This window comes from Rhizobium sp. AP16 (genome assembly GCF_000281735.1).
In the GTDB taxonomy this organism is placed as follows: Bacteria; Pseudomonadota; Alphaproteobacteria; order Rhizobiales; family Rhizobiaceae; genus Rhizobium; species Rhizobium rhizogenes.
On record NZ_AJVM01000041.1, the window covers coordinates 1 to 23,957 of the forward strand.

At 61.5% G+C, this 23,957-nt stretch carries 28 protein-coding genes; 12 read left to right on the top strand and 16 right to left on the bottom strand.

The window, feature by feature from the left end; genetic code table 11:
• A partial coding sequence (locus PMI03_RS14390) for an STAS domain-containing protein (RefSeq protein ID WP_039974043.1) occupies positions 1-652 on the top strand: 652 nt, incomplete at its 5' end.
• Here PMI03_RS14390 and PMI03_RS14395 read toward each other — a convergent pair.
• On the bottom strand, positions 631-1,245 hold the full coding sequence (locus PMI03_RS14395) for a 2'-5' RNA ligase family protein (RefSeq protein WP_039974045.1): 615 nt from the start codon (positions 1,243-1,245) through the stop codon (positions 631-633). The two genes, PMI03_RS14390 and PMI03_RS14395, sit on opposite strands and share 22 nt — an antisense overlap.
• A gap of 182 nt (positions 1,246-1,427) precedes the next feature.
• Between PMI03_RS14395 and PMI03_RS14400 the strand changes: the two genes are divergently transcribed.
• Both PMI03_RS14400 and PMI03_RS14405 read left to right on the top strand, forming a co-directional pair.
• Positions 1,428-1,991, top strand: coding sequence for a methylated-DNA--[protein]-cysteine S-methyltransferase (locus tag PMI03_RS14400; RefSeq protein WP_007694441.1), 564 nt, complete (start codon positions 1,428-1,430; stop codon positions 1,989-1,991).
• Between the two features lie 333 nt (positions 1,992-2,324).
• Positions 2,325-3,113, top strand: a complete 789-nt coding sequence (locus tag PMI03_RS14405; RefSeq protein ID WP_007694442.1) for a hypothetical protein — start codon at positions 2,325-2,327, stop codon at positions 3,111-3,113.
• Between the two features lie 98 nt (positions 3,114-3,211).
• Here the strand turns inward: PMI03_RS14405 and PMI03_RS14410 are convergent, their stop codons facing one another.
• Positions 3,212-4,150: a LysR family transcriptional regulator gene (locus PMI03_RS14410; protein ID WP_007694443.1), complete on the bottom strand. Its 939-nt coding sequence runs from the start codon at positions 4,148-4,150 to the stop codon at positions 3,212-3,214.
• 98 nt (positions 4,151-4,248) lie between these two features.
• Between PMI03_RS14410 and PMI03_RS14415 the strand changes: the two genes are divergently transcribed.
• Positions 4,249-5,046, top strand: a complete 798-nt coding sequence (locus PMI03_RS14415; RefSeq protein ID WP_007694444.1) for an NAD(P)H-dependent oxidoreductase — start codon at positions 4,249-4,251, stop codon at positions 5,044-5,046.
• A 34-nt stretch (positions 5,047-5,080) separates the two neighbouring features.
• On the opposite strand, the gene PMI03_RS14420 is transcribed toward PMI03_RS14415, so the two are convergent.
• Complete coding sequence (locus PMI03_RS14420) at positions 5,081-5,512, bottom strand: helix-turn-helix domain-containing protein (protein ID WP_007694445.1); 432 nt, start codon at positions 5,510-5,512, stop codon at positions 5,081-5,083.
• A 90-nt stretch (positions 5,513-5,602) separates the two neighbouring features.
• Between PMI03_RS14420 and PMI03_RS14425 the strand changes: the two genes are divergently transcribed.
• Together PMI03_RS14425 and PMI03_RS14430 are read left to right on the top strand one after the other, a co-directional pair.
• Positions 5,603-6,418 (top strand): oxidoreductase, encoded by an 816-nt coding sequence (locus PMI03_RS14425; RefSeq protein WP_007694446.1) that lies wholly within the window; start codon positions 5,603-5,605, stop codon positions 6,416-6,418.
• 40 nt (positions 6,419-6,458) lie between these two features.
• Positions 6,459-7,460 (top strand): NADP-dependent oxidoreductase, encoded by a 1,002-nt coding sequence (locus tag PMI03_RS14430; protein WP_007694447.1) that lies wholly within the window; start codon positions 6,459-6,461, stop codon positions 7,458-7,460.
• A gap of 68 nt (positions 7,461-7,528) precedes the next feature.
• Here the strand turns inward: PMI03_RS14430 and mug are convergent, their stop codons facing one another.
• From mug to PMI03_RS14445, 3 genes are all read right to left on the bottom strand, one after another.
• The gene (gene mug, locus PMI03_RS14435; RefSeq protein WP_007694448.1) at positions 7,529-8,083 is read right to left on the bottom strand and encodes a G/U mismatch-specific DNA glycosylase; all 555 of its coding nucleotides are present in this window, start codon (positions 8,081-8,083) and stop codon (positions 7,529-7,531) included.
• Between the two features lie 71 nt (positions 8,084-8,154).
• Positions 8,155-8,526, bottom strand: coding sequence for a YciI family protein (locus PMI03_RS14440; protein ID WP_007694449.1), 372 nt, complete (start codon positions 8,524-8,526; stop codon positions 8,155-8,157).
• 105 nt (positions 8,527-8,631) lie between these two features.
• Complete coding sequence (locus PMI03_RS14445) at positions 8,632-9,486, bottom strand: alpha/beta fold hydrolase (RefSeq protein WP_007694450.1); 855 nt, start codon at positions 9,484-9,486, stop codon at positions 8,632-8,634.
• A gap of 170 nt (positions 9,487-9,656) precedes the next feature.
• Here PMI03_RS14445 and PMI03_RS14450 point away from each other — a divergent pair, with 170 nt between their 5' ends.
• Both PMI03_RS14450 and PMI03_RS14455 read left to right on the top strand, forming a co-directional pair.
• Positions 9,657-10,427, top strand: a complete 771-nt coding sequence (locus PMI03_RS14450) for a methyltransferase domain-containing protein (protein ID WP_007694451.1) — start codon at positions 9,657-9,659, stop codon at positions 10,425-10,427.
• Between the two features lie 193 nt (positions 10,428-10,620).
• Complete coding sequence (locus PMI03_RS14455) at positions 10,621-11,061, top strand: hypothetical protein (protein ID WP_007694453.1); 441 nt, start codon at positions 10,621-10,623, stop codon at positions 11,059-11,061.
• A 203-nt stretch (positions 11,062-11,264) separates the two neighbouring features.
• On the opposite strand, the gene PMI03_RS14460 is transcribed toward PMI03_RS14455, so the two are convergent.
• Complete coding sequence (locus PMI03_RS14460; protein WP_007694455.1) at positions 11,265-12,161, bottom strand: LysR family transcriptional regulator; 897 nt, start codon at positions 12,159-12,161, stop codon at positions 11,265-11,267.
• A 268-nt stretch (positions 12,162-12,429) separates the two neighbouring features.
• Here PMI03_RS14460 and PMI03_RS14465 point away from each other — a divergent pair, with 268 nt between their 5' ends.
• Both PMI03_RS14465 and PMI03_RS14470 read left to right on the top strand, forming a co-directional pair.
• Positions 12,430-13,164: an SDR family NAD(P)-dependent oxidoreductase gene (locus PMI03_RS14465; protein ID WP_007694458.1), complete on the top strand. Its 735-nt coding sequence runs from the start codon at positions 12,430-12,432 to the stop codon at positions 13,162-13,164.
• An 89-nt stretch (positions 13,165-13,253) separates the two neighbouring features.
• Positions 13,254-13,853, top strand: coding sequence for an NADPH-dependent F420 reductase (locus tag PMI03_RS14470; protein ID WP_007694460.1), 600 nt, complete (start codon positions 13,254-13,256; stop codon positions 13,851-13,853).
• Between the two features lie 335 nt (positions 13,854-14,188).
• Here the strand turns inward: PMI03_RS14470 and PMI03_RS14475 are convergent, their stop codons facing one another.
• The 3 genes from PMI03_RS14475 to PMI03_RS30985 are packed head-to-tail and all read right to left on the bottom strand — an operon-like array spanning position 14,189 to position 15,779.
• Positions 14,189-14,662 carry an isoprenylcysteine carboxylmethyltransferase family protein gene (locus tag PMI03_RS14475; RefSeq protein WP_007694462.1) on the bottom strand — a complete coding sequence of 158 codons (474 nt, stop codon included), beginning with the start codon at positions 14,660-14,662 and terminating at the stop codon, positions 14,189-14,191.
• A gap of 21 nt (positions 14,663-14,683) precedes the next feature.
• The gene (locus PMI03_RS14480) at positions 14,684-15,580 is read right to left on the bottom strand and encodes an NAD(P)/FAD-dependent oxidoreductase (protein WP_007694464.1); all 897 of its coding nucleotides are present in this window, start codon (positions 15,578-15,580) and stop codon (positions 14,684-14,686) included.
• Positions 15,573-15,779, bottom strand: coding sequence for a hypothetical protein (locus PMI03_RS30985; RefSeq protein ID WP_007694466.1), 207 nt, complete (start codon positions 15,777-15,779; stop codon positions 15,573-15,575). Before PMI03_RS30985 ends, PMI03_RS14480 begins: the two co-directional genes overlap by 8 nt.
• Before the next feature lie 90 nt (positions 15,780-15,869).
• On the opposite strand from PMI03_RS30985, the gene PMI03_RS14490 reads away from it, so the two are divergent.
• A complete protein-coding gene (locus PMI03_RS14490) occupies positions 15,870-16,517 on the top strand; it encodes a TetR/AcrR family transcriptional regulator (protein ID WP_007694468.1) in 648 nt (215 codons plus the stop codon).
• Positions 16,518-16,599: 82 nt separating this feature from the next.
• Here the strand turns inward: PMI03_RS14490 and guaA are convergent, their stop codons facing one another.
• From guaA to PMI03_RS14505, 3 genes are all read right to left on the bottom strand, one after another.
• Positions 16,600-18,162, bottom strand: a complete 1,563-nt coding sequence (gene guaA / locus PMI03_RS14495) for a glutamine-hydrolyzing GMP synthase (protein ID WP_007694471.1) — start codon at positions 18,160-18,162, stop codon at positions 16,600-16,602.
• Positions 18,163-18,265: 103 nt separating this feature from the next.
• Positions 18,266-18,907 carry a 5'-methylthioadenosine/S-adenosylhomocysteine nucleosidase gene (locus PMI03_RS14500; RefSeq protein WP_007694472.1) on the bottom strand — a complete coding sequence of 214 codons (642 nt, stop codon included), beginning with the start codon at positions 18,905-18,907 and terminating at the stop codon, positions 18,266-18,268.
• Complete coding sequence (locus PMI03_RS14505) at positions 18,904-19,353, bottom strand: PaaI family thioesterase (RefSeq protein ID WP_007694473.1); 450 nt, start codon at positions 19,351-19,353, stop codon at positions 18,904-18,906. Before PMI03_RS14505 ends, PMI03_RS14500 begins: the two co-directional genes overlap by 4 nt.
• Before the next feature lie 160 nt (positions 19,354-19,513).
• Here PMI03_RS14505 and PMI03_RS14510 point away from each other — a divergent pair, with 160 nt between their 5' ends.
• A complete protein-coding gene (locus tag PMI03_RS14510) occupies positions 19,514-20,590 on the top strand; it encodes a DUF2252 family protein (RefSeq protein ID WP_007694475.1) in 1,077 nt (358 codons plus the stop codon).
• Between the two features lie 28 nt (positions 20,591-20,618).
• Here the strand turns inward: PMI03_RS14510 and PMI03_RS14515 are convergent, their stop codons facing one another.
• The 3 genes from PMI03_RS14515 to PMI03_RS14525 form a co-directional block, all read right to left on the bottom strand.
• Positions 20,619-21,704 (bottom strand): DUF1513 domain-containing protein, encoded by a 1,086-nt coding sequence (locus PMI03_RS14515; protein WP_007694478.1) that lies wholly within the window; start codon positions 21,702-21,704, stop codon positions 20,619-20,621.
• Positions 21,705-21,709: 5 nt separating this feature from the next.
• The gene (locus PMI03_RS14520) at positions 21,710-22,831 is read right to left on the bottom strand and encodes an imelysin family protein (RefSeq protein ID WP_007694480.1); all 1,122 of its coding nucleotides are present in this window, start codon (positions 22,829-22,831) and stop codon (positions 21,710-21,712) included.
• Positions 22,831-23,957: di-heme oxidoredictase family protein (locus tag PMI03_RS14525; RefSeq protein ID WP_007694482.1), on the bottom strand; the 1,127-nt coding region annotated here is incomplete at its 5' end. The genes PMI03_RS14520 and PMI03_RS14525, both read right to left, overlap by 1 nt.

Genomic DNA, 23,957 nt, shown 5'->3' on the forward strand with positions numbered 1-23,957 from the left:
GCTGCCCGAGCCGGTGCTCGCCGCCGTGGTGATCGCGGCGCTGACGCATGCGCTCGACCCCAGCCCGATCCTGCGCCTGAGGCGGCTTCATCGCGATTTCTACGTTGCCCTCGGCGCCACGGCCGGCGTGCTGATTTTCGGCGTCCTCAACGGTATGCTACTGGCGATCGCACTGTCGCTGGCCGCGATGATGCATCGCCTGGCCTCGCCCTATATCGCCCGGCTCGGGCGGCTTGGAAGCAGCCACAATTTCGTTGACCTCACCCGTCATCAGGAGGCGTCGGAAACGCCCGGTGTCGCCATCTGGCGCCCCGGCGAGCCGCTGTTTTTCGGTAATGCCGATACGATCTTCGGTGAGATCCTGTCGCGCAGCCGAGGAGAAGCGGGGATCAGGGCTGTCGTCCTCAGCCTCGAGGAGAGCTCCGACCTCGACAGCACCGCGCTCGATGCACTGATGGAATTCGATGGCGCCATGCGCGTCGCCGGCCTCCGCCTGCAATTCGCCCGCGTCCACGACCGCGTCCGCGATTTGATGACAGCGGCCGGCATGGCTGATGTCGATGGTTGTTGCAGCTTCAGCGTCGACGATGCGATCGCGGCGGTTGGGCAGGCAGCAAAGAGCAGTGCGGCTCAGTCCGATAGCAGCCAGTAGCAAAGATGTTCGTGCCTGGCCTTGCCCTGCAGGCTGTTGACGAGCACGAAATCCCGGACGGTCCAGGTGACGGGCCTTTCGAGCATGACCTCCGGAATGAGATGGCCCTGATAGAGCAGCGTCATATGCGGCTCGAATTTTCCTCCATCGTCATTGGCGAATCCGGTGAGCTGCATGGCATCGTTCAACTCTCGATGGAGTGCCTTCAGCTCCGCATTTCCGTCCCTGTTCCAGAGAACCAGCGGGCGATTGTCGCCACCCCCGAAGCTGACCGCCCGGTCAAACTCCACCTGGAAGGATCGCCTCCTGACGGTCGATGCTGCCTGCATTGCCGCAAACGCCGCTTCCTCCGGCAGGCCGCGATAGGAGCCGATCCTATAAAGCGAGATATGAGACAGGTCCGGGCGTCGCGGCTTTGCCGAAAAGCCATGTTGCAGGCGCAGATCGTTTGCCAGGTCGACACTTGCCGAGGCTATGTCCGGATCGGGCAGGATGGCGAAATAAAACGCTTCCACATGCGTTGGATCGGCTTTGGATTTTCGCATCCGCGATCCCGCGCCGAGATTGAGCGAAAGCTGTCCGTTGTTTCTCATGGGATTGCTTCAAAGCCAAGCGGCCCTGCCTTGTCCTGTCCGCGAAAATTCTGCGTATCCTAAGATCGCATAGTTGCAAAATCAAGAACAAAAGAGGAACATACGATCCATGCAAGAATCGGGTTGAACTTGGCCGTCCGAAGCACGATTCTCATGGCCAAGTGGAAACATGGAGCTTTGCCATGAGCGATGCACAGCAATATTATCTGATCTTCGAAACCGCGGGCGGCTTCTGCGGGATCGCCTGGAACGATATCGGCGTTACGCGCTTTCAGTTGCCGACGAAAGACGCCGGTTCGACCGAGCGCCTTCTGTTACGGCGTTTATCGGATGCCCGGCTGGGCACACCGACGCCGGATGTGGCCAACGCGGTCGCCGCCGTGAAGCGCTATTTTGCGGGCGAGCAAATCGACTTTTCCGGTGTCAAACTGGATCTCGGTGAACAGGATGCCTTCTTCAATCAGATCTACGCTGCGGCGCGTGAGATCGGATGGGGCCACACCACGACCTACGGCGCGCTGGCCAAGCAGCTCGGCGCGGGACCGGAAGCTGCCCGCGATGTCGGCCAGGCCATGGCGCGGAACCCGGTGGCGCTGATCATCCCCTGCCATCGGGTGCTTGCCGCCGGTGGCAAGATCGGCGGCTTCTCGGCGCCCGGCGGCTCGACCGCCAAGGCCCGCATGCTGGAACTCGAAGGCGTCCAGCTCGCGCCGCCGAAGCCCGTGCAGCAATCCCTGGGGTTTTAGGCGGATAGCCGTAAAATGTCCGCCGGGCAGAGTTCGGAGTGTGCTGCCGATCATATGCAATGGCCCCATTGGTCGGCAGACAATCAATGCCGAACGGCAACCGCGCGGACGGCCTCGGCGAAAGCCCGAGATGGGGTATGATCTTAATTTTCCTCGACTCTCTCTTGCGGTTTCTGCGGGCGCCATTGTAGGGAGTGGTATTGTCCCTCCCAGAATTTCTTCAAAATGACCGCAATTCCAGGCGTTTCCCAGACGCCACCCCACAAGCCTCTTTCAAAAAAGAAACATGGCGCGATCTTTCAGCTCCTTCTTCGTCATATTGTCAGGGGAGCGGTGACAAGTACGCAGGATCCCGAGGAGTATTCGGCGTTTTCCCAAGGTATCTCCGGTGAGATGCCAAACGGTGGCGATGTCATACTTGCCGCCTGCAACGATAACTATTATCGGCTTTTTGCGGTCGACCTCATCCAATCGATCGAGCTGCTTGGAATTCCGCAGCGGTTGCACCTTCATCTTCTGGAGCCTTCCAAGGCTATTCTCGATGAGGCGACGCAGCTACGCGCCACGCTGAAGCATGTTCAGCTGACGTTTACCGTTGATTCCTGTGTTCTTGCCGACAGGCTCGCCTATCGGACCGTCTATTACACAGCGGCGCGGTTCCTGTTGGCGCCGATATTGCTGAATGAAGGCGTGGAGCGGCTTCTGATCATCGATGTCGATGCGGTGATGAACAAATCGCCATGGCAGTTTTTCAGCGACAAGGCAGCGTTTCGGAGCGGCGGTTTTATCTTCCGGCCTGAAAAGCGCAAGCACTGGTATCGTGTTCTCGCCTCGGCGGTCTTTTTCAACAACTCCGGTGGGTCCGTTCGGCTTGCGGAAACGCTCGCCCGCAGCCTGGCCCGAACTTTCAGATACAAACCCAAATATCATATCGACCAGATTCTACCCTATTACATATGCAGCCTAGCGCGACGTCGCTTTTGGGATTTTTCGACCTTCGATATTCCGGAGGGCCTGATGAGCTATTCCTATGAAAGCGGTGCGGCCTTTTGGACGGTGAAGGGCAAATCCAACATCGATCAATTCGTAAACGAACGCGACAAGCTCCTTTCGGCCTCGTAGATCCAGCTGAAAGTCCGCATGGTCGGCAAAAGTGCTCTGGCGGAATGCGTGGAGCGCTTATCTCAGGGTCGTAGCGGCCTTCGAAGATCCCGGTCGGGCTAGATGCTATTCCGTTCGCCAGGTTGCCCGATGCCGGCAATGCCGCCGATCTCTTGCGCAAGGAAATCGATCAGCAGCCGGACCCGGGCAATTCCCGCCCGCTCGGGAACGATCAGCATGCTGAGTGGAACCGGTGGCAGTGCATAGTCCGGCAAAATTGCCACGAGCCGGCCGGTCGCCAGCAGATCGTCGACGAGCCAGTGATGGGTGGGGGCGATGCCGCGTCCTGCGACGAGGGCCTCGCGTGCCGCAAGTCCGTGGTCGACGCGGAATCGTCCGCCGAAAGGCACCATATGGCGCTTGCCATCAGGCCCTTGCAGGACGAGCGTATCGCTGCCCGCTATGTTCGACATTCGGATGCCCTCATGATCGCACAAGTCCTGCGGGACGACAGGTGTCCCCCGCGCCGCCAGATAGGCGGGTGCGGCGGCCAGCAGGCGCCGGCTTTGACCGAGGGCTCGCAGCTTCGTGGAACTGTCAGCGAGCGGACCGAGGCGCAACGCAATATCGACGCCTTCTTCGACAAGGTCGACGCGTTCGTCGGTAAGACTGAGATCGACCGCGATCTCGGGATAGCGGTCCTGAAAGGCGAAGATCATCCGGCTGATATGCAGGACGCCGAAGGCCGCCGTGCAGGATATGCGGATCGTGCCGGCCGGCGCGCCGCGCGTGCTGCGGGCCTCGTCGCCGGCCTGTTCGACAAGCCGCAGGATCTGGATGCTGTCGGCATAGTAGCGGCTGCCTTCGTCGGTCATGGTGACGCGCCGGGTGGTTCTCGATAGCAGGGGGACGCCGACGGCCTCCTCGAGCTCCCGCAGATGCCGGGTCACCGTCGACTGACCTATTTCGAGCTCGCGTGCCACCGCGGACAGGCTGCCGCGCTCCGCCACGCGGACGAAGGTTCGCATGCGCTCCAGCGAGACATCGGATTTATCCATTTTTCGGCATAGTTTTATCCATTGCCTAGATATAGCGGATCATTCCGGCGTTGACTACTTTGTGGGTCAAACTTCCGTCACTCAAGGATCGCTGCCCCATGAAAATTCTGCTTGTCTTTGCCCATCCCGAACCTCGCTCGCTCAACGGCGCGCTGCGCGACGTCGCCATCAAGGAGCTGGAAGCCCAGGGCCATGAGGTACGGGTGTCAGACCTCTATGCCGACGGCTGGAAATCCGAGATTGACCGCGCCGACTTCCCCTCGTTGGCGCCGGATGCACGTCTTATAGCGGTCGCTGCCTCCAAGAATGCCTTTGATGCCGACACGTTGACCGACGATGTCAAAGCCGAGATTGAGAAGCTTCTGTGGGCGGATACACTGATCCTGCAATTCCCTCTCTGGTGGTTCTCCATGCCGGCCATTCTGAAGGGCTGGGTCGAGCGGGTCTTTGCTTATGGTTTCGCCTATGGCGTCGGCGAACATAGCGATAAGCGATGGGGGGATCGTTACGGGGAGGGCACCCTGGCGGGCAAGCGCGCGATGCTGATCGTCACCGCCGGCGGCTGGGAGGCGCATTACTCGCCGCGCGGGGTCAACGGGCCAATCGACGACCTGCTTTTCCCGATCAATCACGGCATCCTCTATTATCCCGGCTATGACGTGCTGCCGCCCTTCGTGACCTACAGCGTCGATCGTCTCGATGAAGCCGGCTTCGGGTCCGTTGCCGAAGGCCTGCGCGAGCGGATGCGGACGCTCGGCTCCACGCCGCCCATCCCCTATCGGCAACAGAATGGCGGCGATTATCTGATCCCGAGCATGCAGCTCCGCCCGGAGCTGGGCGAGACCGCTGCGACCGGCTTTGTCCTGCATTTGAAGGATGAGACGATGGCTGATTAGCCGGGCGGCCGCTCTTCCCCGTGGTTTGTGCGGTTTACTTCGGCATAACGATGCGAATAGGGCGGGTTCCGATCGGAGTACCGGTCGTGCGATCGATGGTGACAGGATCGATCTCCGTTCCGGTCTCGGCATCGAAGAACCGGGTGACACCGTCGGTGTTGCGGTGTTTTCGCCCCCAGGCGCCGATCGCGAACAAGACCGGCAGGAAATCCAGGCCCGCTTCGGTCAGCACGTACTCATCGCGCGGCGGGCGTTCCGAGTAGCGCCGCTTCTCCAGCAATCCATCCTCGGTTAGTGCCGCAAGCCGACGGGTGAGGATCGTAGGCGCGATGCTGAGGCTCTTGCGGAATTCATCGAAACGGGTGAGCCCGGCATGGGCGTCCCGCAGGATAAGCATGCTCCATGCATCCCCCACCAGAGCGAGGCTGCGGGCGATCAGGCATGGTTGGTCCGAAAGATTCTGCATGTTAGTATCTTTTTGATAGTGACTTAGTTTCGAAATGATAGTAACTTAGTTTTCATCGATGTTCCATGACAAAAATGAAAGCTGAGACAAATGAGCAATAAAGAACGCGGCGTCGCCCTGGTCACGGGCGCTTCCTCCGGCATCGGGCTGGCAACGGCGCGAGCACTGCGGCGCAATGGCTACCGGGTGTTCGGAACCAGCCGCAAGCCGATGGCCGATACCTCGGATGGCGTGATAATGCTGGTCTGCGACGTCACCGACGACAGGTCCGTGCAGAACGTGGTTGACGATGTCGTGAGCCGCGCGGGGCGGATCGACCTTCTCGTCAACAATGCCGGGATCGGGCTGCTCGGAGGTGCCGAGGAGTCCTCTGCCGCACAGGCAAAGGCCCTGTTCGACGTGAATGTCTTCGGCGTCGTGCGTCTGACGAATGCTGTGCTGCCCGTCATGAGACGCCAACGGAAGGGCAGAATCATCAACATGAGCTCCATTCTCGGGCTCATTCCCGCTCCCTTTAACGCTCTTTATGCATCGACCAAGCACGCGATCGAGGGCTATTCGGAATCGCTTGACCACGAAGTGCGGACGCAAGGTATACGCGTCGTGCTGGTGGAGCCCGGCATCACCCGCACGGCTTTCGAGGAGAATCTCACGCGACCGGATCAGCCGCTTTCCGTGTATGATACCGTTCGTGCCGATGCTGAGAAGCTGATGCGTGAGATCGTCGAGACGGGGGATGCGCCCGAGATCGTCGCCGACATGGTGGTCAAGGCGGCCAATGCGACGGCACCGAAAAGACGGTACACTGCAGGAAAGGCGGCAGGCCAGATCCGCTTCATCCGCCGCTTCCTGCCGGAGTCGTTTGTCGACAAGAATCTCCGGAAATTCAACAGGCTTCCCGCCTGAGCCGCTAGCGCCGCAATCCTAGGAAAAGAGAGTTGTTATCATGAAGGCATTTCTGATCGATCGCTATGCGAAAGGCGCCGCTCTGCGATTCGGTGAAGCACCCGAGCCCGAGTTGCTGGACAACGACGTCCTGATCCAGATCCATGCCACCAGCGTAAACCCGCTGGACGGCAAGATCAGGGACGGCGAGTTCAAGCTTATCCTGCCATATCGCCTGCCGCTGATCCTCGGCAATGATGCGGCGGGCGTCGTGGTCCGGGTCGGCTCCAGGGTCCGGCGCTTCAAGCCGGGCGACGAAGTCTATGCACGTCCGGCCAAGGACCGCATCGGCACCTTCGCGGAGTTCATCGCGATGAACGAGGCCGATGTGGCGGCAAAGCCGAAGTCCCTGACGATGGAAGAGGCGGCATCGATGCCGCTCGTCGCGCTGACCGCCTGGCAGGCGCTTGTCGAGCGGGCAAAGCTGAAGAAGGGGCAGAAGGTTCTGATCCATGCCGGCTCGGGCGGCGTCGGGGCGATCGCCATCCAACTCGCCAAGCATATCGGCGCGACCGTGGCGACGACCACGAGCACCGCCAATGTCGATCTCGTCAGAAGCCTCGGAGCGGATGTCGTCGTCGACTACAAGAAGGACGATTTCGAAAATGTCCTGCAGGGATATGATGTCGTGCTGAACAGTCTTGGCAAGGATACGCTGGAGAAATCACTGCGCGTTCTGAAGCCGGGTGGTAAGCTCATCTCGATCTCCGGTCCGCCGGATCCGGAGTTTGCCAGAGAAAACGGTTCCGGCTGGCTGCTTCGGCAGGTCATGGGCGCCTTAAGCTTCGGCATCCGCAGGAAATCGAAACGTCATGGCGTCAGCTATTCGTTCCTCTTCATGAAGCCGAGTGGTGAACAGCTCGGGCAGATCGCAGCGCTGATCGAGACGGGAGCCATACGTCCCGTCATCGATCGGGTTTTCCCGTTCGAAAAGACCAATGAGGCGCTGGCTTACGTCGAGACCGGTCGCGCCAAGGGCAAGGTCGTGATCGCGGTGAAGTGAAGCGCGCAGGAACCGTCAGCCCCGCGAGCCGGCCGCGCGGGGCAGTCTCTTACGCTCTTCATTCCCGGCTACTCAATAAGGGCAGCCGCCCGATCGACCGCCAATTTCACCTTGCGATAATGTTCCGTCAATCTCGTGAGATCAAAGGCCCTGTTGAGTCCGCTCGGATTTGGAAGCACCCAGACCGAAGCGTCGGCAAATTTATCCGGCTGCCGGCCCCATTCGACATGCGCTTGAAGGCTGATCGCCGCATAGGCCGCCTTGCCTAGAAACGCCAGATTTCTTGGTGCAAGCTTTGTGATCTTGTCTTCCAGCGCTGGAGCTGCGGTGATGTAATCGCGCTTCGTAAGCTCGCTGGCGCTTTTCGTGGGACGCGAGACTGCCGATGTCAGGCCCAGGCCATATCTCAGCATCTCGCGTTCTTCTTCCGCCCGCAGCAGGCGGGGCGTAAATCCGGCGAGATGCAGGACACGCCAGAAGCGGTTGCTTCGGTTCGAGAAGTTGTGGCCATCACGATGTGCTGTGAGAGCAGGGTTCAAGCCGCAGAAGACCACGGAAAGGCGAGGCGCAAGAATCTCCGCTAGTCCGCTCGCCCGCGCTGCGATTTCGGCTTGGTCATCCATGTATGGCATTATCCTGCGTATCAAACGTCCCTGGGGAGGCAAGGGCGCCTCCCGTAATCTTCGACGCCGGATTATTGGCGTAAATCAGCCATCTCGTATAGCGGCCGGATTTCGATTTCGCTCGGTCCCGGCATGGGATTGGGGCAGCGCTTCACCCAGGCGACCGCCTCGTCCATGTCCTTGACGTCCCAGAGCCAGAAGCCGGCGACCAGCTCGCGGGTCTCTGTGAAAGGTCCGTCGATGACCGTCCGACCCGGACCATCGAAGGCGATACGCTTGCCATGCGACGAGGGCTTGAGGCCGTCGGCGGTAACCAGGATGCCGGCATCGCGAAGCTCGTCGTTAAATCTGCCCATCGCCGCCATCATCTCCATGGTCTCGGGCGTGGGGAAAAACCCCCTTTCGCTGTCGTCGGTAGCCTTCACCAAAACCATAACGCGCATCGTCCGTCTCCTTGTTTGAACCGGCCTCGTCGGCCTGATATCGGAACGACGAATGGGGCTTTCGGAAACCGACAGTGTCTCGCGAATTTTTCGCGATCTCGGCCTCTATCGACGCTGTGCACCGGTGTGAGCATCGATGGCCGCAATGATTTCATCCCAATCCTCTGGATGAATTTCATGGCCGCCGCCCTCGAGACGAAGAAGCTTCGCGCCTTCGATGGTTTCCGCCAGCAATTCGCCATGCTCGACCGGGAAGATCGGGTCTGCCGTACCGTGGATGATGAGAAGAGGCGCGGCCAACTCGCTGAGCTTGTTCTTCCACGCTTCCCCACCCTTCAGCATGAAATGATTGGTCGCACTGACGAAGTTTTTGGCGCGCTTGACGTCGCGCTCGACAAGATCACGGGCACCTGCCTCATCATAGGGGTGTGCCGTGCCGGCAATCATCCGCGTATCCTTGACGATGAAATCGATGACCTGAGCGTCGTCGGTCCAATCGATGCTCTCGCCTGCCGCTGCGTGCTCCATGTAGCTATCGCTGGTCTGCGGTAGAGCAGAGGTGTCGATGCCGATCGGCGTGGTGGAGATCAGCGTCAGCGTTCTCACCCGCGCTGGATGGGCAAGGGTTGCGATCTGCGCGATCATCCCGCCCAGCGACATGGCGACCAGATGGGCGCTGTCGATGCCGTAAGCGTCGAGCACATGCACTGCGTCTTCGGCCATGTCGTCCATCGTATAGGGAGAGCTGCCCGGCTCATAGAAGGTCGAAAGGCCGGTGTCGCGATTGTCATAGCGGATGACATAGCGGCCCTGGGCGGCGAGCCGCCGGCAAAACGCCTCGGGCCACCACAGCATTGAAGCCATGGCTCCCATGATAAGCAGAGTGGGCTGATCGGTCGGGTCGCCAAAAACCTGCGTGGCAATCTCCACACCGTCAGCCATGATGATTCGTTCACTCATTTCGGTTGTTCCTCCCCTTGCAGAATATCTGATTGCATTTCGCAACTGGTTTTGTTATCCCATACCGATCTTGATATGCAACCGGTTTCCCAAGGGGATCGATAGGAACGATAATCGTTGAGGTTGCCCCATCAACCAAGTGACCGAGACAGAACCAAGCGAGGGTGGAGATGTTGAATCGTGCTGACTTCTATGACGCGGAATTAAAACGGCACAACGGTCATTTGCGCGCCGCCGCCAGCGTTGGAGTACGTGACCGCGTGCTCGATATCGGTTGCGGGGCGGGACAATCGACGCGTGAGGCTGCCCGTATCGCGGTGGAAGGCGACGCGATCGGCGTGGATACGTCCTCGGAGATGCTTGAGGTTGCGCGACGGCGCTCCAAAGAAGCGGGCTTGCAAAATATTGCGTTTGAAGAGGGTGATGCCCAGTATCACGCATTTCCTGCTGCCAGCTTCGATCTCTGCATCAGCCGGTTTGGCGTGATGTTCTTTGCCGATCCGGCGGCGGCGTTTGCCAATATCGCCCGCGCGCTGCGTCCAGGCGCGCGCCTTGCATGGATGGTGTGGCAGAGCCAGGCGCGCAACGAGTGGTCTGGTGCCATTCGGCGAGCCCTGGCCCCGGAAACCGCAGTTTCCGCAAATGCCCTCACACCGTTCTCACTCGGCGATCCCACCATCGCCACAGAACTTCTGAGCACGGCCGGCTTTGTTTCGATCGATTTTATCGACGTGCGGGAACCGGTCTTCTATGGCTCCAACGTCGATGCGGCGTTTGATGCGCTCATCAATCTCTATCTTGTGAAGGATGCGCTTTCGCGAACCGAGGAAGCGCCTGACAAGGCATTGCAGCGGCTACGCGATCTACTGGGCGCGCATATGACCACGGAGGGCGTACTCTTTGACTCGCGTGCATGGATTATCACCGCTCGGAGGGGATAGGGTGGTTGACATTGGATGCTCGGATGAGCCAGCCTCCCGTTCCCACCCGATTACTTGGATGTGCTCTAACGCTTTGTTATTATCGTGCTTTGGAACCAATGACGCGCGAAACTGTTCATATATAACTTTGATACGACGCTGACGTCGTGCCCGGCCGGCTGGGTTAAGCGGCGCTCTAGAGGAATAGCTCATCATGAAGATTTCGTCCGGATTTCGTTCAGTCACGGTTGCCGCCATCGCTGCCGCGGGAATTGGCTTTGCCAGTGCCGCGCATGCCGACAGCGGCACGATCCGTTTCGCCGTTTACAAGGCGGCCTTCTTCGTCGGTGGCTCCGGAGGCGAGGGCACGTTGACCTTCCACGGTCGCAAATATCCGGTCTCGATCGGCGGCATCTCGGGCGGCCTCGCCTTCGGGGCCTCCAAGACCTATTTCCAAGGCACGGTGCGCCACATTCGCCGCGCCCAGGATGTGTCGGGGATCTATGGTGCAGCGGGTGGCGGCGGCGCAGTCGGCAAAGGGGCTCAGATGATCGTCATGACCAATGACAAGGGCGCCCAACTCGAACTCACAGGCAGGCAGGTAGGCCTGCAGATCAACGCCGATATCAGCGGTCTGAGCATCACGGTGAAGTAAGGGCGCCACGCCTTTCGTGATACCCCGGATGCGTCCGATTTGCTGAATTGAGCGATTGGGCACGTCCGGGAAAGGTACCCAGAGTGCCTTCGCGCCGGTTGCGATACGGCGCAACATTCGCGGATTGAACGCCGCCGCTTCAAGCGATCGCGGCTCGGCTTGCGACCGGACTATGGCAGGTGTCGCCAGCGGCCTGCCGGGCGTCAGTCGCGCAATATGGACAGCCCCGCCAGAAGCGGAGCGTATGCGGCGAGCCTGCGGAATACGAACTCCGTGAAGAGCCGCACGCGCTTCGTCTTACGTGTCTCCCCCTGCGTGAGAAGCCAGAGCGTTCCATGCATGTGCAGGTCGGTGCCCGGCACCCTCACCAGGAGGGGGTCGGCATCTCCGACGAAGCACGGCAGTGTCGTCATCCCGAGCCCTTGCCGTACTGCAACGATCTGCGCCTCGCCGTCCGTGGTCCTGAACGGAACCCCTGTGGTGCGAACCTCGCCCTCGCTGGCCCAATCCGGAATTCCATGAATGCTTATGACGATCCACCGGACGGGATCCGGCGCACCCGAATGCCATGCGGCCAGTCGATCGCGAGACATGTAGACGCCGCTGAAGAGCTCCGGTCCCTTCAGGCCGTGAAGATTGAGCGGCAGGGTTTTGCGGTCGTAAACGACGCGGATCGCGACATCGGCCTCTCGGTTGGTCAGATTTGCCAGCTCGCCGGACGACACGATGTCCATCTCGATGTCCGGATGCAGATGCGCGAAATCGGCGAGATCCGGCATGAGCAGATGTGTCGCAAGGGTCGGAGCCAACGTCACCCGCAGAAGTCCGCGCACGCTCTGGTCGCGACCGAAGACGCGTGTCTCCAGCTGGTGCGACGACGCTTCCATCTCGTTTGCGAGCTCGAGGACCTCCTCGCCCGCCGCCGTCAGGCGGTAGCCCGAAGGCAGCTTTTCGAACATCTGCGCCCCGAGGCGTTCCTCGAGCTGAGCGATGCGTCGCAGCACGGTCGAGTGATACACCCCAAGGCCCTCGGCCGCAGCCCGCACTGAGCCTCCGCGCGCCACGGCAAGAAAGTAGCGAATGTCATCCCAGTCGATCATGGTGCAATCCGGCACCACGCGGTGCGCCTTCCAAAGCTCGTATTTAACGCATCGTACAGCAGTACAGGCGGTCATCATAGCTTTTGCCGAAGAGCGCGGCCCGATTCCGAACGGCGGACACCGATCGTCGCGGCAGGCACCAGTCGTCCAACCGGATCAATTTTGCACCACCGATGTGCGCGCTTCCGCACTCAACAACTGACGCCGGCGGACCCATTTCGAGGTCCTCGGAGGCAGATATTGTCCCGACACCACGAAAGGAGAAATCATGGGAAAGCTTGAGGGTAAGGTTGCAGTCATCACGGGTGGATCGAGCGGCATGGCGCTGGCGAGCGCCAAGCGGTTCGTTGAAGAAGGCGCCTATGTCTTCATCACGGGCCGGAAACAGGAGGCGCTGGACGAGGCCGTCAAGCTGATCGGCCGGAACGTGACCGGCGTGCGCGGCGACGCGGCCAATCTCGACGATCTCGACCGCCTGTTCGACACGGTCAAACGGGAAAAGGGCAAGATCGATATCCTGTACGCGAGCGCCGGCATGGGCGAAGCCGTCCCTCTGGGCGAGATTACCGAGCAGCATTTCGATGCGGCCTTCGGCCTGAATGCGCGCGGCACCCTGTTTACGGTTCAGAAGGCGTTGCCGCTGTTCAACGATGGCGGATCGATTTTCATGACCGGGTCGGTTGCTTCGATCAAAGGTTTTCCGGGTTACAGCGTGTATGCGGCGAGCAAGGCGACGTTGCACGCATTCGCACGCGGGTGGCTCAACGAACTGAAGGGCAGGAATATCCGGGTGAACGTGCTGCACCCGGGGCCGATCGCCACGCCGATGCAGGACCAAGTCCTCACCGAGGAGGCGAAGCAGATGTTCGAATCTCTGATCCCGCGGGGAAAGATGGGTCGTCCTGAGGAAATTGCGGCGGCCGCGCTGTTTCTTGCTTCAGACGATTCGAGCTTCGTGAATGGGGTGGAGTTGTCTGTCGACGGCGGCTTCTCGGCCATCTGAACTCGCGCCGGAGCGCCACACAACGAAACGGATAATCCGGCGCTGTTGAAGGCCGGGGAATCAATATCAACACGGATTGGAGAAGTATCATGAGCTATGCGATTGTAGGATTCGGGAGGATAGGCCAGGCCCTTGCCCAGGCCTTCGCCCGTAACAACATCGAGGTGGCCGTCGCGAGCCGCCGGCCGGCCGAGGTGTTGGCGCCGCAGGCTCGGGCGATTGGACCCACGGTCGCCGCAAAGTCGCTGCGGGATGCACTCGAGGCTGACACGATCATCTTGGCGGTCCCGTTCGGGGAGTATCGCGAGGTTGCGAAGGCCCTGTCGAGCTGGAAAGGCAAGACGGTCATCGACGCGATGAACGCGTTTCCAGTCCCTGAAGAGCTGGACGGCCTCCCGTCCTCCGCCTTCGTTGCGGAGGCGTTCACGGGCGCCAAGCTCGTGAAAGGTTTCAATCACTTGATCGCAGCCACCCTGGCTACCGATCCGGTCGTCGAGGGCGGCCACCGGGTCGTCTTTCTGTCGAGCGACGACCCGGACGCGATCGCTCCCGTGGCGGCCTTGGCCAAACAACTCGGGTTCGCACCCGTCGAGCTGGGAAAGTTCGACGAGGGTGGCGCGCTGGTGCACGCACGCGGCCGCACTTGGGGCCAGCTCATCTTCCAGGATTTGTTCAAGAAGGAGCAGTAATCGATCTACGGACGTGTGATCGACGCCAAGAACTGGTCGCGCGCTAACGTGTTGGAGCAGCGCGCGACCGAATATTTGTCGGCTCCCCCGGTACTCCCGTCTATTCCCACTCGATTGCTCTAAATTTAGTTAAGCCATTGACATCTCTAGGTTTTTTATTCGTTGCCGCGCAAAAAGCCGACCCATGGGCCGTCAAAACGTTACAGTTTTGATTTCAAAGGGAAAAATAGCACGAAAATTTTTGTGCGGTTTCGGCATCTATCGAAGTCGATCGCTTTTCCGGACCCACTGGCCCTCAGCAAGCGGAGGCCCCGCAGGCGGCAGCGGCGAAATAGTCAGAGCCAGCGGCGAACCTCGGCCTTGTAACGGCGGTAGTCGTCGCCGAACTTCGCTTCGAGGTAGCGCTCCTCGCGGGCGATCACCTGCGTCTGGATTGCGATCAGCACCAACGGGAGCAAGGCGAAGGCGATCGGCCCGTCGAAGCCGATCGCGAGGCCCGCATAGACAAGCGCCATGCCGAGATACATGGGATTGCGAGTCCACCGATAAGGGCCGGTCGTCGCGATGAGGGTCGTTGGCTGCGACGGCCGAACATTGGTGCCCAGCCGCCGGAACAGCCCCGCCGCCGCAAGCATCACCGCCGCGCCGGCAACGAACAGCAGCGCGCCTGCTGCGATCAGCGACCGCCAGTCGGTGCCGAAAGAGCGCAGGGTGACGAACCGCTCCGCCGCCAGCCCCAACAGCAGCGCTCCCAGATAGATGAAGGGCGGAGGGAAGCGCACACCCGCGCTGTCCGGTTCGACGGCCATGTTCATCTCCAATCTGCGCTCTCAAACCAGCATCGACTGCTGGGCGAAGATACCCGCCATCGCGCCGTGCGACGATGCCAGGGTGACCGATGGCGGCGTGATGGGGTTGGCGAGGTCGCCGGCGGCGTAGATGCCGGGCATGCTGGTTTCGCGGCGCTCGTCGACCTTGAGGATGATGCCGAGAGGTGTTTTGACCGTGGCGAGCCCCAGTGATTCATGCAGGCTTGCGGACGGCTTGTTGCGCGGATGCGCGAACAGGATGTCGACCGCGACATCGGGGCCGGTATCGAGCTTGACGGTGGCGTTCTGGGCCCCGCGTTGGGCGATCCCAGTGATCCGGCCATCGACGACAGGGACGTTGCGGCGAGCCAGATCGGCCCGGATATCGGGCGGAATATCGTGACCATCGGCGAAGACCGTCAATCTGTCGGTCCAATCGTGGAACAGCCTGACCTGATTCATCGACTGCGGGCCGGACCAGACGAGACCCCAATGCTGGCCGGCGACTTCAAAGCCGTCACAATAGGGGCAGGGCACAATGGATGTGCCCCAGCTTTCGGCGAACCCCGGAACATTGGGCATCTGGTCGACAACGCCATAGCTCAGGATCAGGCGGCGCGCGCCAAGGCTTTCGCCATCGCCAGTGAGGACGGAGAAATTGTCGATGGCGCCGGAGATGCTGTCGGCCCGGGCATTGACCAGCCTGATCGTGGGATAGCGCGCCAGCTGCTGCCGCGCCTCGGCCAGGATGTCCAGCGGTGGCTTGTGATCGTGGCCGAGCAGACCATGCGAGTGGCCGGCGAAGCGGTTGCGCGGCAGGCCGGTATCGAGAACGGTGACCTTGCGGCGGGCACGGCCGAGCTGCAGGGCGGCGGCGAGGCCGGCAAAGCTGCCGCCGATGATGATGACGTCATCCATGGTGATGGGCTCCGTGTTGAGGATGGAGGGGAGTGGGTTTGGTCTGGCGCGAAATAGCGTCCAGCGATACGCGCTCGAGACGGGCAGCGAGCAGGGCTCCGGCATCGCCGAGACTGTCGCCGATCACTGTATTGACCGGCCGGACGATGCCGCATTCGATATCGCCGAGCGGCCTCGGGAAACTTGATTTGGAGGACATTGTTAAAACCCACCCATTGGCTTGCACATTTTGGATACTGTATGGTATCGTAATCCAAGAATTGGGATACTGTCAAGGACTGTAATTATCGTGACCCAAAACAGCCAGGCCCGGCGCGGCCGCCCCGCCAACGAGGCGCTTAGCCAAACGATAGTCGACGCCGCATGCGAACTCTTTGTGGAATTGGGTTTTCAAGCGACGACATTGGACAAGGTCGCCCAGCGAGCGAGGATATCCAAGCTCAGCATCTATCGGCACTTCGAGAACAAGGAGGCGCTGTTCAGCGCAGCCATCGCAGCCCACTGCCAACAGTTTGCACCTCAGGCTCTTATTGAAAGCGTCGGCGGTTCGGCAGAACATCAACTCATGGCGGTTGGAACATACCTGCTTCGCACGCTGTTGAGCCCGGACGTCCGCAGTGTCGAAGCCATGATCATGGCCGACAAGACGAATCAAAATTCATTAAGCAAGCTCCATTACGAAGCAGGCCCCGCCTATGTCATCGCCCAAATCGAGGCCCTATTACGTCAGTTACACGCGAAGGCGGCTCTGAACGTGCCCGATCCTCTCCGGTCCGCCCGCTTGTTTGCCGCGCTTATCAAAGGATCCGATCTCCTGATTATCGCACGCTTCGATCAGGCGAGAGCAGAGGACGACAACGAAATCGAATCCTATTGCCGGTCGGCTGTCGCCATGTTCATCGCTGCGCACGGTGGCAACGACCAGGCTGGCGGATAGCCCCAGCAACTCTCTCGGCAACAGCACGAAGTTCATTTTCGTATTCGACGAGGATCTTCTGCACCCAGCGCAAAATTGAACTTCACTCCCACTCGATCGTGCCCGGCGGCTTCGATGTCACGTCATAAACGACGCGGTTGATGCCGCGGACTTCGTTGATGATGCGGGTCGCGGCGCGGCCGAGGAATTCCATGTCGTAGTGGTAGAAGTCGGCGGTCATGCCGTCGACGGAGGTGACGGCGCGCAGTGCGCAGACGAATTCGTAGGTGCGGCCGTCGCCCATGACGCCGACGGTCTGGACCGGCAGCAGCACGGCGAAGGCCTGCCAGATGGCGTCGTAGAGGCCGGCCTTGCGAATTTCGTCGAGATAGATGGCGTCGGCTTCGCGCAGGATCTCCAGCTTCTCGCGGGTGATGCCGCCCGGGCAGCGGATGGCAAGACCCGGACCTGGGAAGGGATGGCGGCCGATGAAGCTGTCGGGCAGGCCGAGCTCCTTGCCGAGCGCGCGCACCTCGTCCTTGAAAAGTTCACGCAGCGGCTCGACGAGCTGCATGTTCATGCGCTCCGGCAGGCCGCCGACATTGTGGTGCGACTTGATGGTGACCGAGGGACCGCCGGTGAAGGAAACGCTTTCGATGACGTCGGGATAGAGCGTGCCCTGGCCGAGGAAATCGGCGCCGCCGAGCTTCTTGGCTTCCTCTTCGAAGGTCTCGATGAACAGACGTCCGATGATCTTGCGCTTGGTCTCGGGGTCGCTGACGCCCTCCAGCTCGCCGATGAAGCGCTCGGAAGCGTCGACATGCAGCAGATGCAGATTGTAGTGCTCACTGAACATGGCGACGACATTGGCCGCCTCGTCCTTGCGCATCAGGCCATGGTCAACGAGGATGCAGGTAAGCTGGTCGCCGACCGCCTCGTGGATCAGGAGGGCCGCGACGGAGGAATCGACGCCGCCGGAGAGCGCGCAGATGACGCGCTTGTCGCCGACCTGATCACGGATCGCCTGCACCGCCTTGGCGCGATAGGCCGACATCGACCAGTCGCCCTTGATCCCTGCGATATTGTGAATGAAGTTGCCGATTAGCTTGGCGCCGTCGGGCGTATGCACCACTTCCGGATGGAACTGCACGCCGTAATATTTGCGCTTCTCGTCGGCGATGAAGGCATAGGGGGCGTTCGAGGACGTGGCGACGACTTCGAAACCGTCTGGCAGCGCGGTGACGCGGTCGCCATGGCTCATCCACACCTGATGACGCGAACCGGAGGACCACAGGCCCTCGAACAGCGCGCAATCCTTGTTGACGTCGAGGAAGGCGCGGCCGAATTCGCGGTGATGGCCGCTTTCGACCTTGCCGCCGAGCTGCATGCACATGGTCTGCTGGCCGTAGCAGATACCGAAGACCGGCACGCCGCTGTCGAAGATGATCTGCGGCGCTCTAGGCGAGCCTTCGTCCACGGTCGAGGCCGGGCTGCCGGAGAGGATCACGGCCTTTGGCTGCAGCCGCTTGAAGCCGGCGTCGGCGGATTGGAAGGGGACGATCTCGCAATAGACGCCCGCTTCGCGCACGCGCCGTGCGATGAGCTGCGTTACCTGGCTGCCAAAATCGACGATGAGAACGGTATCGGGCTGTGCTGTCTGGGTCATGGCGAGCCTTTAATGAAAAGCGCTTTCGCTGGCAATCGGGCAAATCGCGGCGGAGCCGAATTTATTGTCCCGATTGTCCTCAATTCTAGCGGTTTCCGGTCCTTTAGAACCAGAATACGCCGTCTTCAAGGGCGGTGAACAGCCCGTCGACGGCATTGGAAAGCTTGCGGTCGATGATATGCAGATATTCCGTCCAGTCGGAAATATGCTGCAGATCGACCTTTCCGTCGGAAATGCCGCGCAGCCCGATCAGCGGTCGGCCAAAGGCCTGGCAGGCGCGCAGCACGGCATAGGTCTCCATCTCCACCATCTCGGCAGCGATCCGGCTATAGGCCTCCGCGCCGGAAATGATGTTGCCGCCGGTCGAAAGGCTGGCCTCCGGAACGCCGGGAATGCGTAAAGGCAATTCTATGGTGGCGGGCAGGTCGAGGAAGGGCGTGCGGCCCTTCTCGAAACCAAGCGGCGAGGCATCCATGTCGCGATAAGACACGGAGGTGGCCTGATAGACTTCCGTCTGTTCCAGCCTGGCGGAACCGGCCGATCCCAGCGATACCACGAGGTCGGGAAGGTCGTCCTGCGCTTCGAGCCGTGCAAGCGTGCGTGTCAGGACAACCGCTGCCTCGACCGGGCCGACGCCGGTGATCAGCGGTTCGAAGCGGGACCGCAAGAAGGGGCCATATTCGGCTTCGGCCGCCATCACGAACAGGATGGATTTTCCCGATACGCGCTTCAGTTCGAATGTCATCCGGTAATTCCCTCTCGGCCCCGTATGACCATCATTGTCCCGGTCATGGAGGCAATCAGCTTGGCAGGTCCATCGCCGATGGCATAGCCACGCCCGTCGGCAACGATGATGGTATTGCCCGGCTTGGTCACTTCGCCACGAAACAGAAAGCGCTCTCCGCGTCCCGGCGACATCAGATTGACCTTGAATTCGATGGTGAGGATCGAGGCTGTGGGGTCGATGAGGCTATAGGCCGCGAAACCGCAGGCCGAATCCAGCGCCGCCGAGATGATGCCGGCATGCAGGATGCCGTGCTGCTGCGTCAGCTTGACGTCGAACGGCAGCTCGATCTCGACCATGCCATGTTCGACGCGCGTCAGTTCCGCGCCGATCGTCGCCATCGCCGCCTGCCGCTCGAAACTCGTCCTGATGCGCGCCCTGTAGTCGCCGCTGTTTTCCCCGGTCATGCTGTTCCCTTTCGCGGGTGCGAAATTGGCATGGCGGCGCCGTTTGGACAAGGCTTATGCGGCGGAAATCGATCTCGGGGAAATGATGCAGCCGCGACATTGTTTTTCCATGATGCGCGGTTTTCAGTATGTTCAGCAAGAGATTCGAGATGGAGCTTAAATGGCGACGATCCTGCAATCGACCAAAGCCTATGAAAGCTGGATGCGGGCACAGCTCGGCGCCGATCTGGTGGTGGCCGATCTCGAGAAGAAGTACAAGAAGATGAAGAGTGGCGGCTTCGTCTTCCTGCGCGCCACCTATTGGCGCTGGGCCGAGACCATCTTCGACATCTGCCCCGACCTTGCGGATGCGCCGCAAGTGCTGGCGATCGGCGACACGCATCTGGAAAATTTCGGCACCTGGCGCGACGAGGAGGGGCGGCTGGTCTGGGGCGTCAACGATTTCGACGATGCCGCGACCATGCCGTATATGCTCGACCTGGTGCGGCTGGCGGCGAGTGCGATCCTGGCGCGCGGCGATGACGGCCCGACGCCGCGTGTCATCGCCGATGCGATTCTGGGCGGCTATCGGCGCGGCCTGCAGAAGCCCTCGGCGGTTATTCTGGAGCGTGACTACAAATGGTTGCGCAACGCGGTGATCCTGTCGAACGCCGAGCGCAAGGCATTCTGGGATAAGTTTCGTGACCTGCCGCCGACGGTCAAACCGGTGCCGGAGCCTTATCTCGATGCTCTGCGACGGTCGCTGCCGGACCCGACACTGACCTTCGTCCCCAAGCCGCGCACCGCCGGCACCGGCAGCCTCGGTCGTCCGCGTTTCGTCGCCGATGTCGAATGGCGTGGCGGACCGGTGCTGCGCGAGGTCAAGGCGTTGGCCCAATCCGCGTGGTCGCTGCGGCACAACCCATCGAACACGGCAATCTACACGGGCATCATCGCCGCCGGCCGGACGCGCGCTCCCGATCCGCGCTATCAGGTGACCGGCAAACTATTGGTCCGCCGCCTGTCACCGAACAGCCGCAAGATCGAAGTCGTGGGCGATGCGCAGATCCTGCTGTCACCCGACATGCTCGACCTGATGGGCTTCGAGATCGCCAATTGCCAGGCCGACGACGCGTCGCGCATTCCGGGAATTCTGGCGGATCTCGACAAGCGCGGTGGCGATTGGCTGAGGATCTCAGCCAAGGCGGCGGCTGCGGCGATTAGCGTGGAGCAGGCGGAGTTTGCCAAGCGGTGGTGAGGTAGATGCGGGGCCAACGTCGCATGCCTCAGCCACGCCCGATCCGCACGATATGCTGATCCCAGGCCACATCGCTGCGCTGCCCCAGAAACTCGCCGCGATAGGACGACACCGCGAACCCATGTTCTGCCGGCGCGATCCCCGCCGCATCCGCTACGCTCTCGACCTTCAGCACCGCCCCGGTCTTCGCGTCCAGCGTCACGGAGGTGCCTTCGACCGGCGATGTCACGCCGACGAGGTTGTCGGCGCGGTTGACGGCGATGGCGCCGACATAGTTGCCGAGCGCGCGGGTGGTGTCGTCGGGCAGGGGAACGAAGGTCAGATCCTCGCCCTTGGCGAAATGGCCGACGAGCGGCGGCAGGTCGTTGCGGCGGCCTTCATACTGACAGGCGAACCAGATGCGGCCGGTGGCGTCGATATCGACGTGCCGGGTGGAGACCTGGGCGTATTGTGGCGGCAGGGCATGCTTTTCGATCAGCCGGCCGCTTGCCGCGTCGATCAGCGTCAGCGACGGCTCCATGTGGTCGAGATTGAGCTTGGTGCGCCCGAAATCCGGATGCGTCTCGATACCGCCATTGGCGACGATCAGCAGCTTGCCGTCGTCCGAAACGGTCATGTCGTGCGGCCCGGTGCCGTAGGTCTCGTATTCGCCGATGCGGGTAAAGCGGTTGCGGGCGTCGTAGATGCCGATCATGCCCTTGTTGGCGTCGAAATCGTTCTCGCTGGCATAGAGCAGCTTACCGTCAGGCGAAAACGTGCCGTGACCGTAGAAATGCCGACCCTCGCGCGCGGTGATGACGATAGGCTCGCCCTTGTTCCAGGGATCGAAGATCATCGCATAGGTGCCGGGCCGGCGGGCAAAGGCGACGGTCTTGCCGGTCGCCTTCGAAAAGGCCATGCCGTGGGCGCGGGCGGGCAGGGCTATCAGGTCGATAATCTCACCGCGCTCGCTGACTGTCGCGACGGCAAAGGAGCCGTCAGCGGCGCGCATACCGGAGGCATAGACCGCGTCGGCCCGCTCCAATGCCATCAGCGCGCCGGGCTTCAAGGCCGCCAGGAAGGTCAGCCCCGCCGCCTTGACGAAGGCCCTGCGGTCGATCAGCGCGCTCCGCATCGCCGTCAGTCTCCGTCGGCGAAGGAGAAGCCGGCGGAAAGGCCGATCGCGCCGCCGTAGTTGTCGCTGAAGCCGGTGGTGAGGTCGCGGGTGTCGGCAAGCAGTCTGTCGATCTTGGCGCGGTCGGCATCGCTGGCGATCGCTGCGTCGATATCGGGATTGATCGTCGGTGCGGTGGCGATCAGCTTGTCGAGAAGCGCGTCGATCTTGCCGGCCATGTCGCGCTTGTCGGCGGGCAGGAGGTCGGCCATCCCAGCCTTTTCCCAGAGCGCCTTCAGCCCTTCGAGATTGGCGGTGAGCGAGGTCCAGGTGTTGCCGGAGCGCCAGTAGATCGCCATTTTCGGCCGCGCTGCCGCCGGATCGCCCTTGTAGAAGGTTTCCAGCCGCTGGTCGCGCACGTTGCCGGCACCATGAACGAGGATGCCGAGCAGCGCCGTCACCGCCTCCTTGTTGTCCATGAATTCTTCGCTGTCCTTGCCGGGGTTCTTCCAGGACTTCTGCACGCCGTTCGGATCATCCCATTCGTCGGCGATTTCCTTGGAGACATTCTCGATATTGCCGGCAATGGCAGCGCCATAGCGGCAACGGAAGCCCTGCTTCTCGGAGCTGAGAACGCTGGAACCGTTGCCATAGAGCACATATTCCAGCGCCGTCATGCTCATCAGCGCCACGCTCTTGCCGGCGACGGCCTCGACGGTGGTGTCGTGCTCGTCGGCCTTGGCGATCAGCGCCTGTACCTGCTTCAAACCAACGCCCTTGCGGTCGGGGTAGAAGAGGATGTGCTCGAAGCGGTTCTTTTCGATGATCGGCCCGGTCTGCACGATCTCGATGCGCGACCAGCTCTTTACCGTATCGCCGAAGGCGGACTGTGCGGCGGAAAGGCTTGCCGCGGACGGATCGGCGCAAAGCGCCTTCATTGCGGTCGTCAGCTTCGAGGCGCTGTCATGAACGGCGCGGTAACCGGGGCGGATGACGTCGTCGATTGCCTTCTGCATCACTCCCGGCACGGCCGCCTCGTTCAGGCCGGCGCCGTTGGTCGTTGCCTCCTGGGCGCCGGCAGGCAGTGCCGTGAGGCTAAGAAGGAGGCTTGCGGCAAGCGGCTTGGCAAGGGATGTCCAGGGGCGCATCAGAGAGACTCCAGAAAGTTGATGAGGGCTTGCCTGTCGTCCGGCGGCAGGTTTGTGAAGGTATTGCGGGCTTTCTCCGCCTCTCCCCCATGCCAGAGGATGGCTTCGGTCAATGTGTGGGCGCGGCCGTCGTGCAGGTAGGCTTGCCGACCGCTCACCGTCTGCGTCAGGCCTATACCCCAGAGTGGTGGCGTGCGCCAATCGCGGCCGGATGCCACACCCACCGGCTGGCCGTCCGAGAGGCCGTCGCCCATGTCGTGCAGCAGGAAATCGGAATAGGGCCAGATCAGCTGGAAGGCCTGAGCCTTATCCTTGCCGTCGCTGCCCTTGAGATCGTCGCGCGTGACGAATTTCGGCGTATGGCAGGCGGGACAGCCGGATTGATAGAACATGTCCTTGCCGCGCAGCACATCGGGAAAGCTCGCCTTGCGGCGGGCGGGCACGGCGAGGTTTTCCGAGTAGAAGGTGACGAGATCGAGGATCGGTCCCGGAGCCTCCGTATCGCCGAGGCGCTTCTGCACGCCGGTCGGCATGGAGAGGCATTTCGGCTGCTTGACCGTGCAATCGCCATAGGGATCCGGCCGGTCGGGGGTGGAAATGCCGATATCGGCGGAGAACGCGCTGGCCACCTGATCGCGCACGCTCGCATTCTGCGCTTTCCAGCCGAAGCGGCCGAGCGCAAGTTCGCTGGTGCGATGATCGCGGACGATGGCGGCGCGGCCGCGAATGCCGTCGCCGTCCCGGTCGTCCGGGTCGGCATGGGCGAGGATGTCGGCTTCCGGAATGGCTTCGATGAGGCCAAGGCCGATCATCGGCGGCGCGATGCGTGCCGAGAGCGTCGTCGTCTCGCCGAGCGGGCCATAGGCAAGGTCGGCCACGGTATAATGCGGCTTGCGCAGCGTGACGGTCTCGCCGCCCGAAAGCGTCACCGTCTCCTCGGAATAGCTGACGGCCACCTTGCCCTCGGCGGCAAGGCCCGGCACGGCGAGATCCTGCAATTGCACGCCATAGGTAGCGTCGGGGAAGTTGATCGCCTTGAACTCCCGGAGTGCCTGTTCCTCCTCCGGCGTGATCGCCGGCCGTGCCAGGCGCAGCACCATCGATGTGGCGGCGGTTCCCGCCGCAT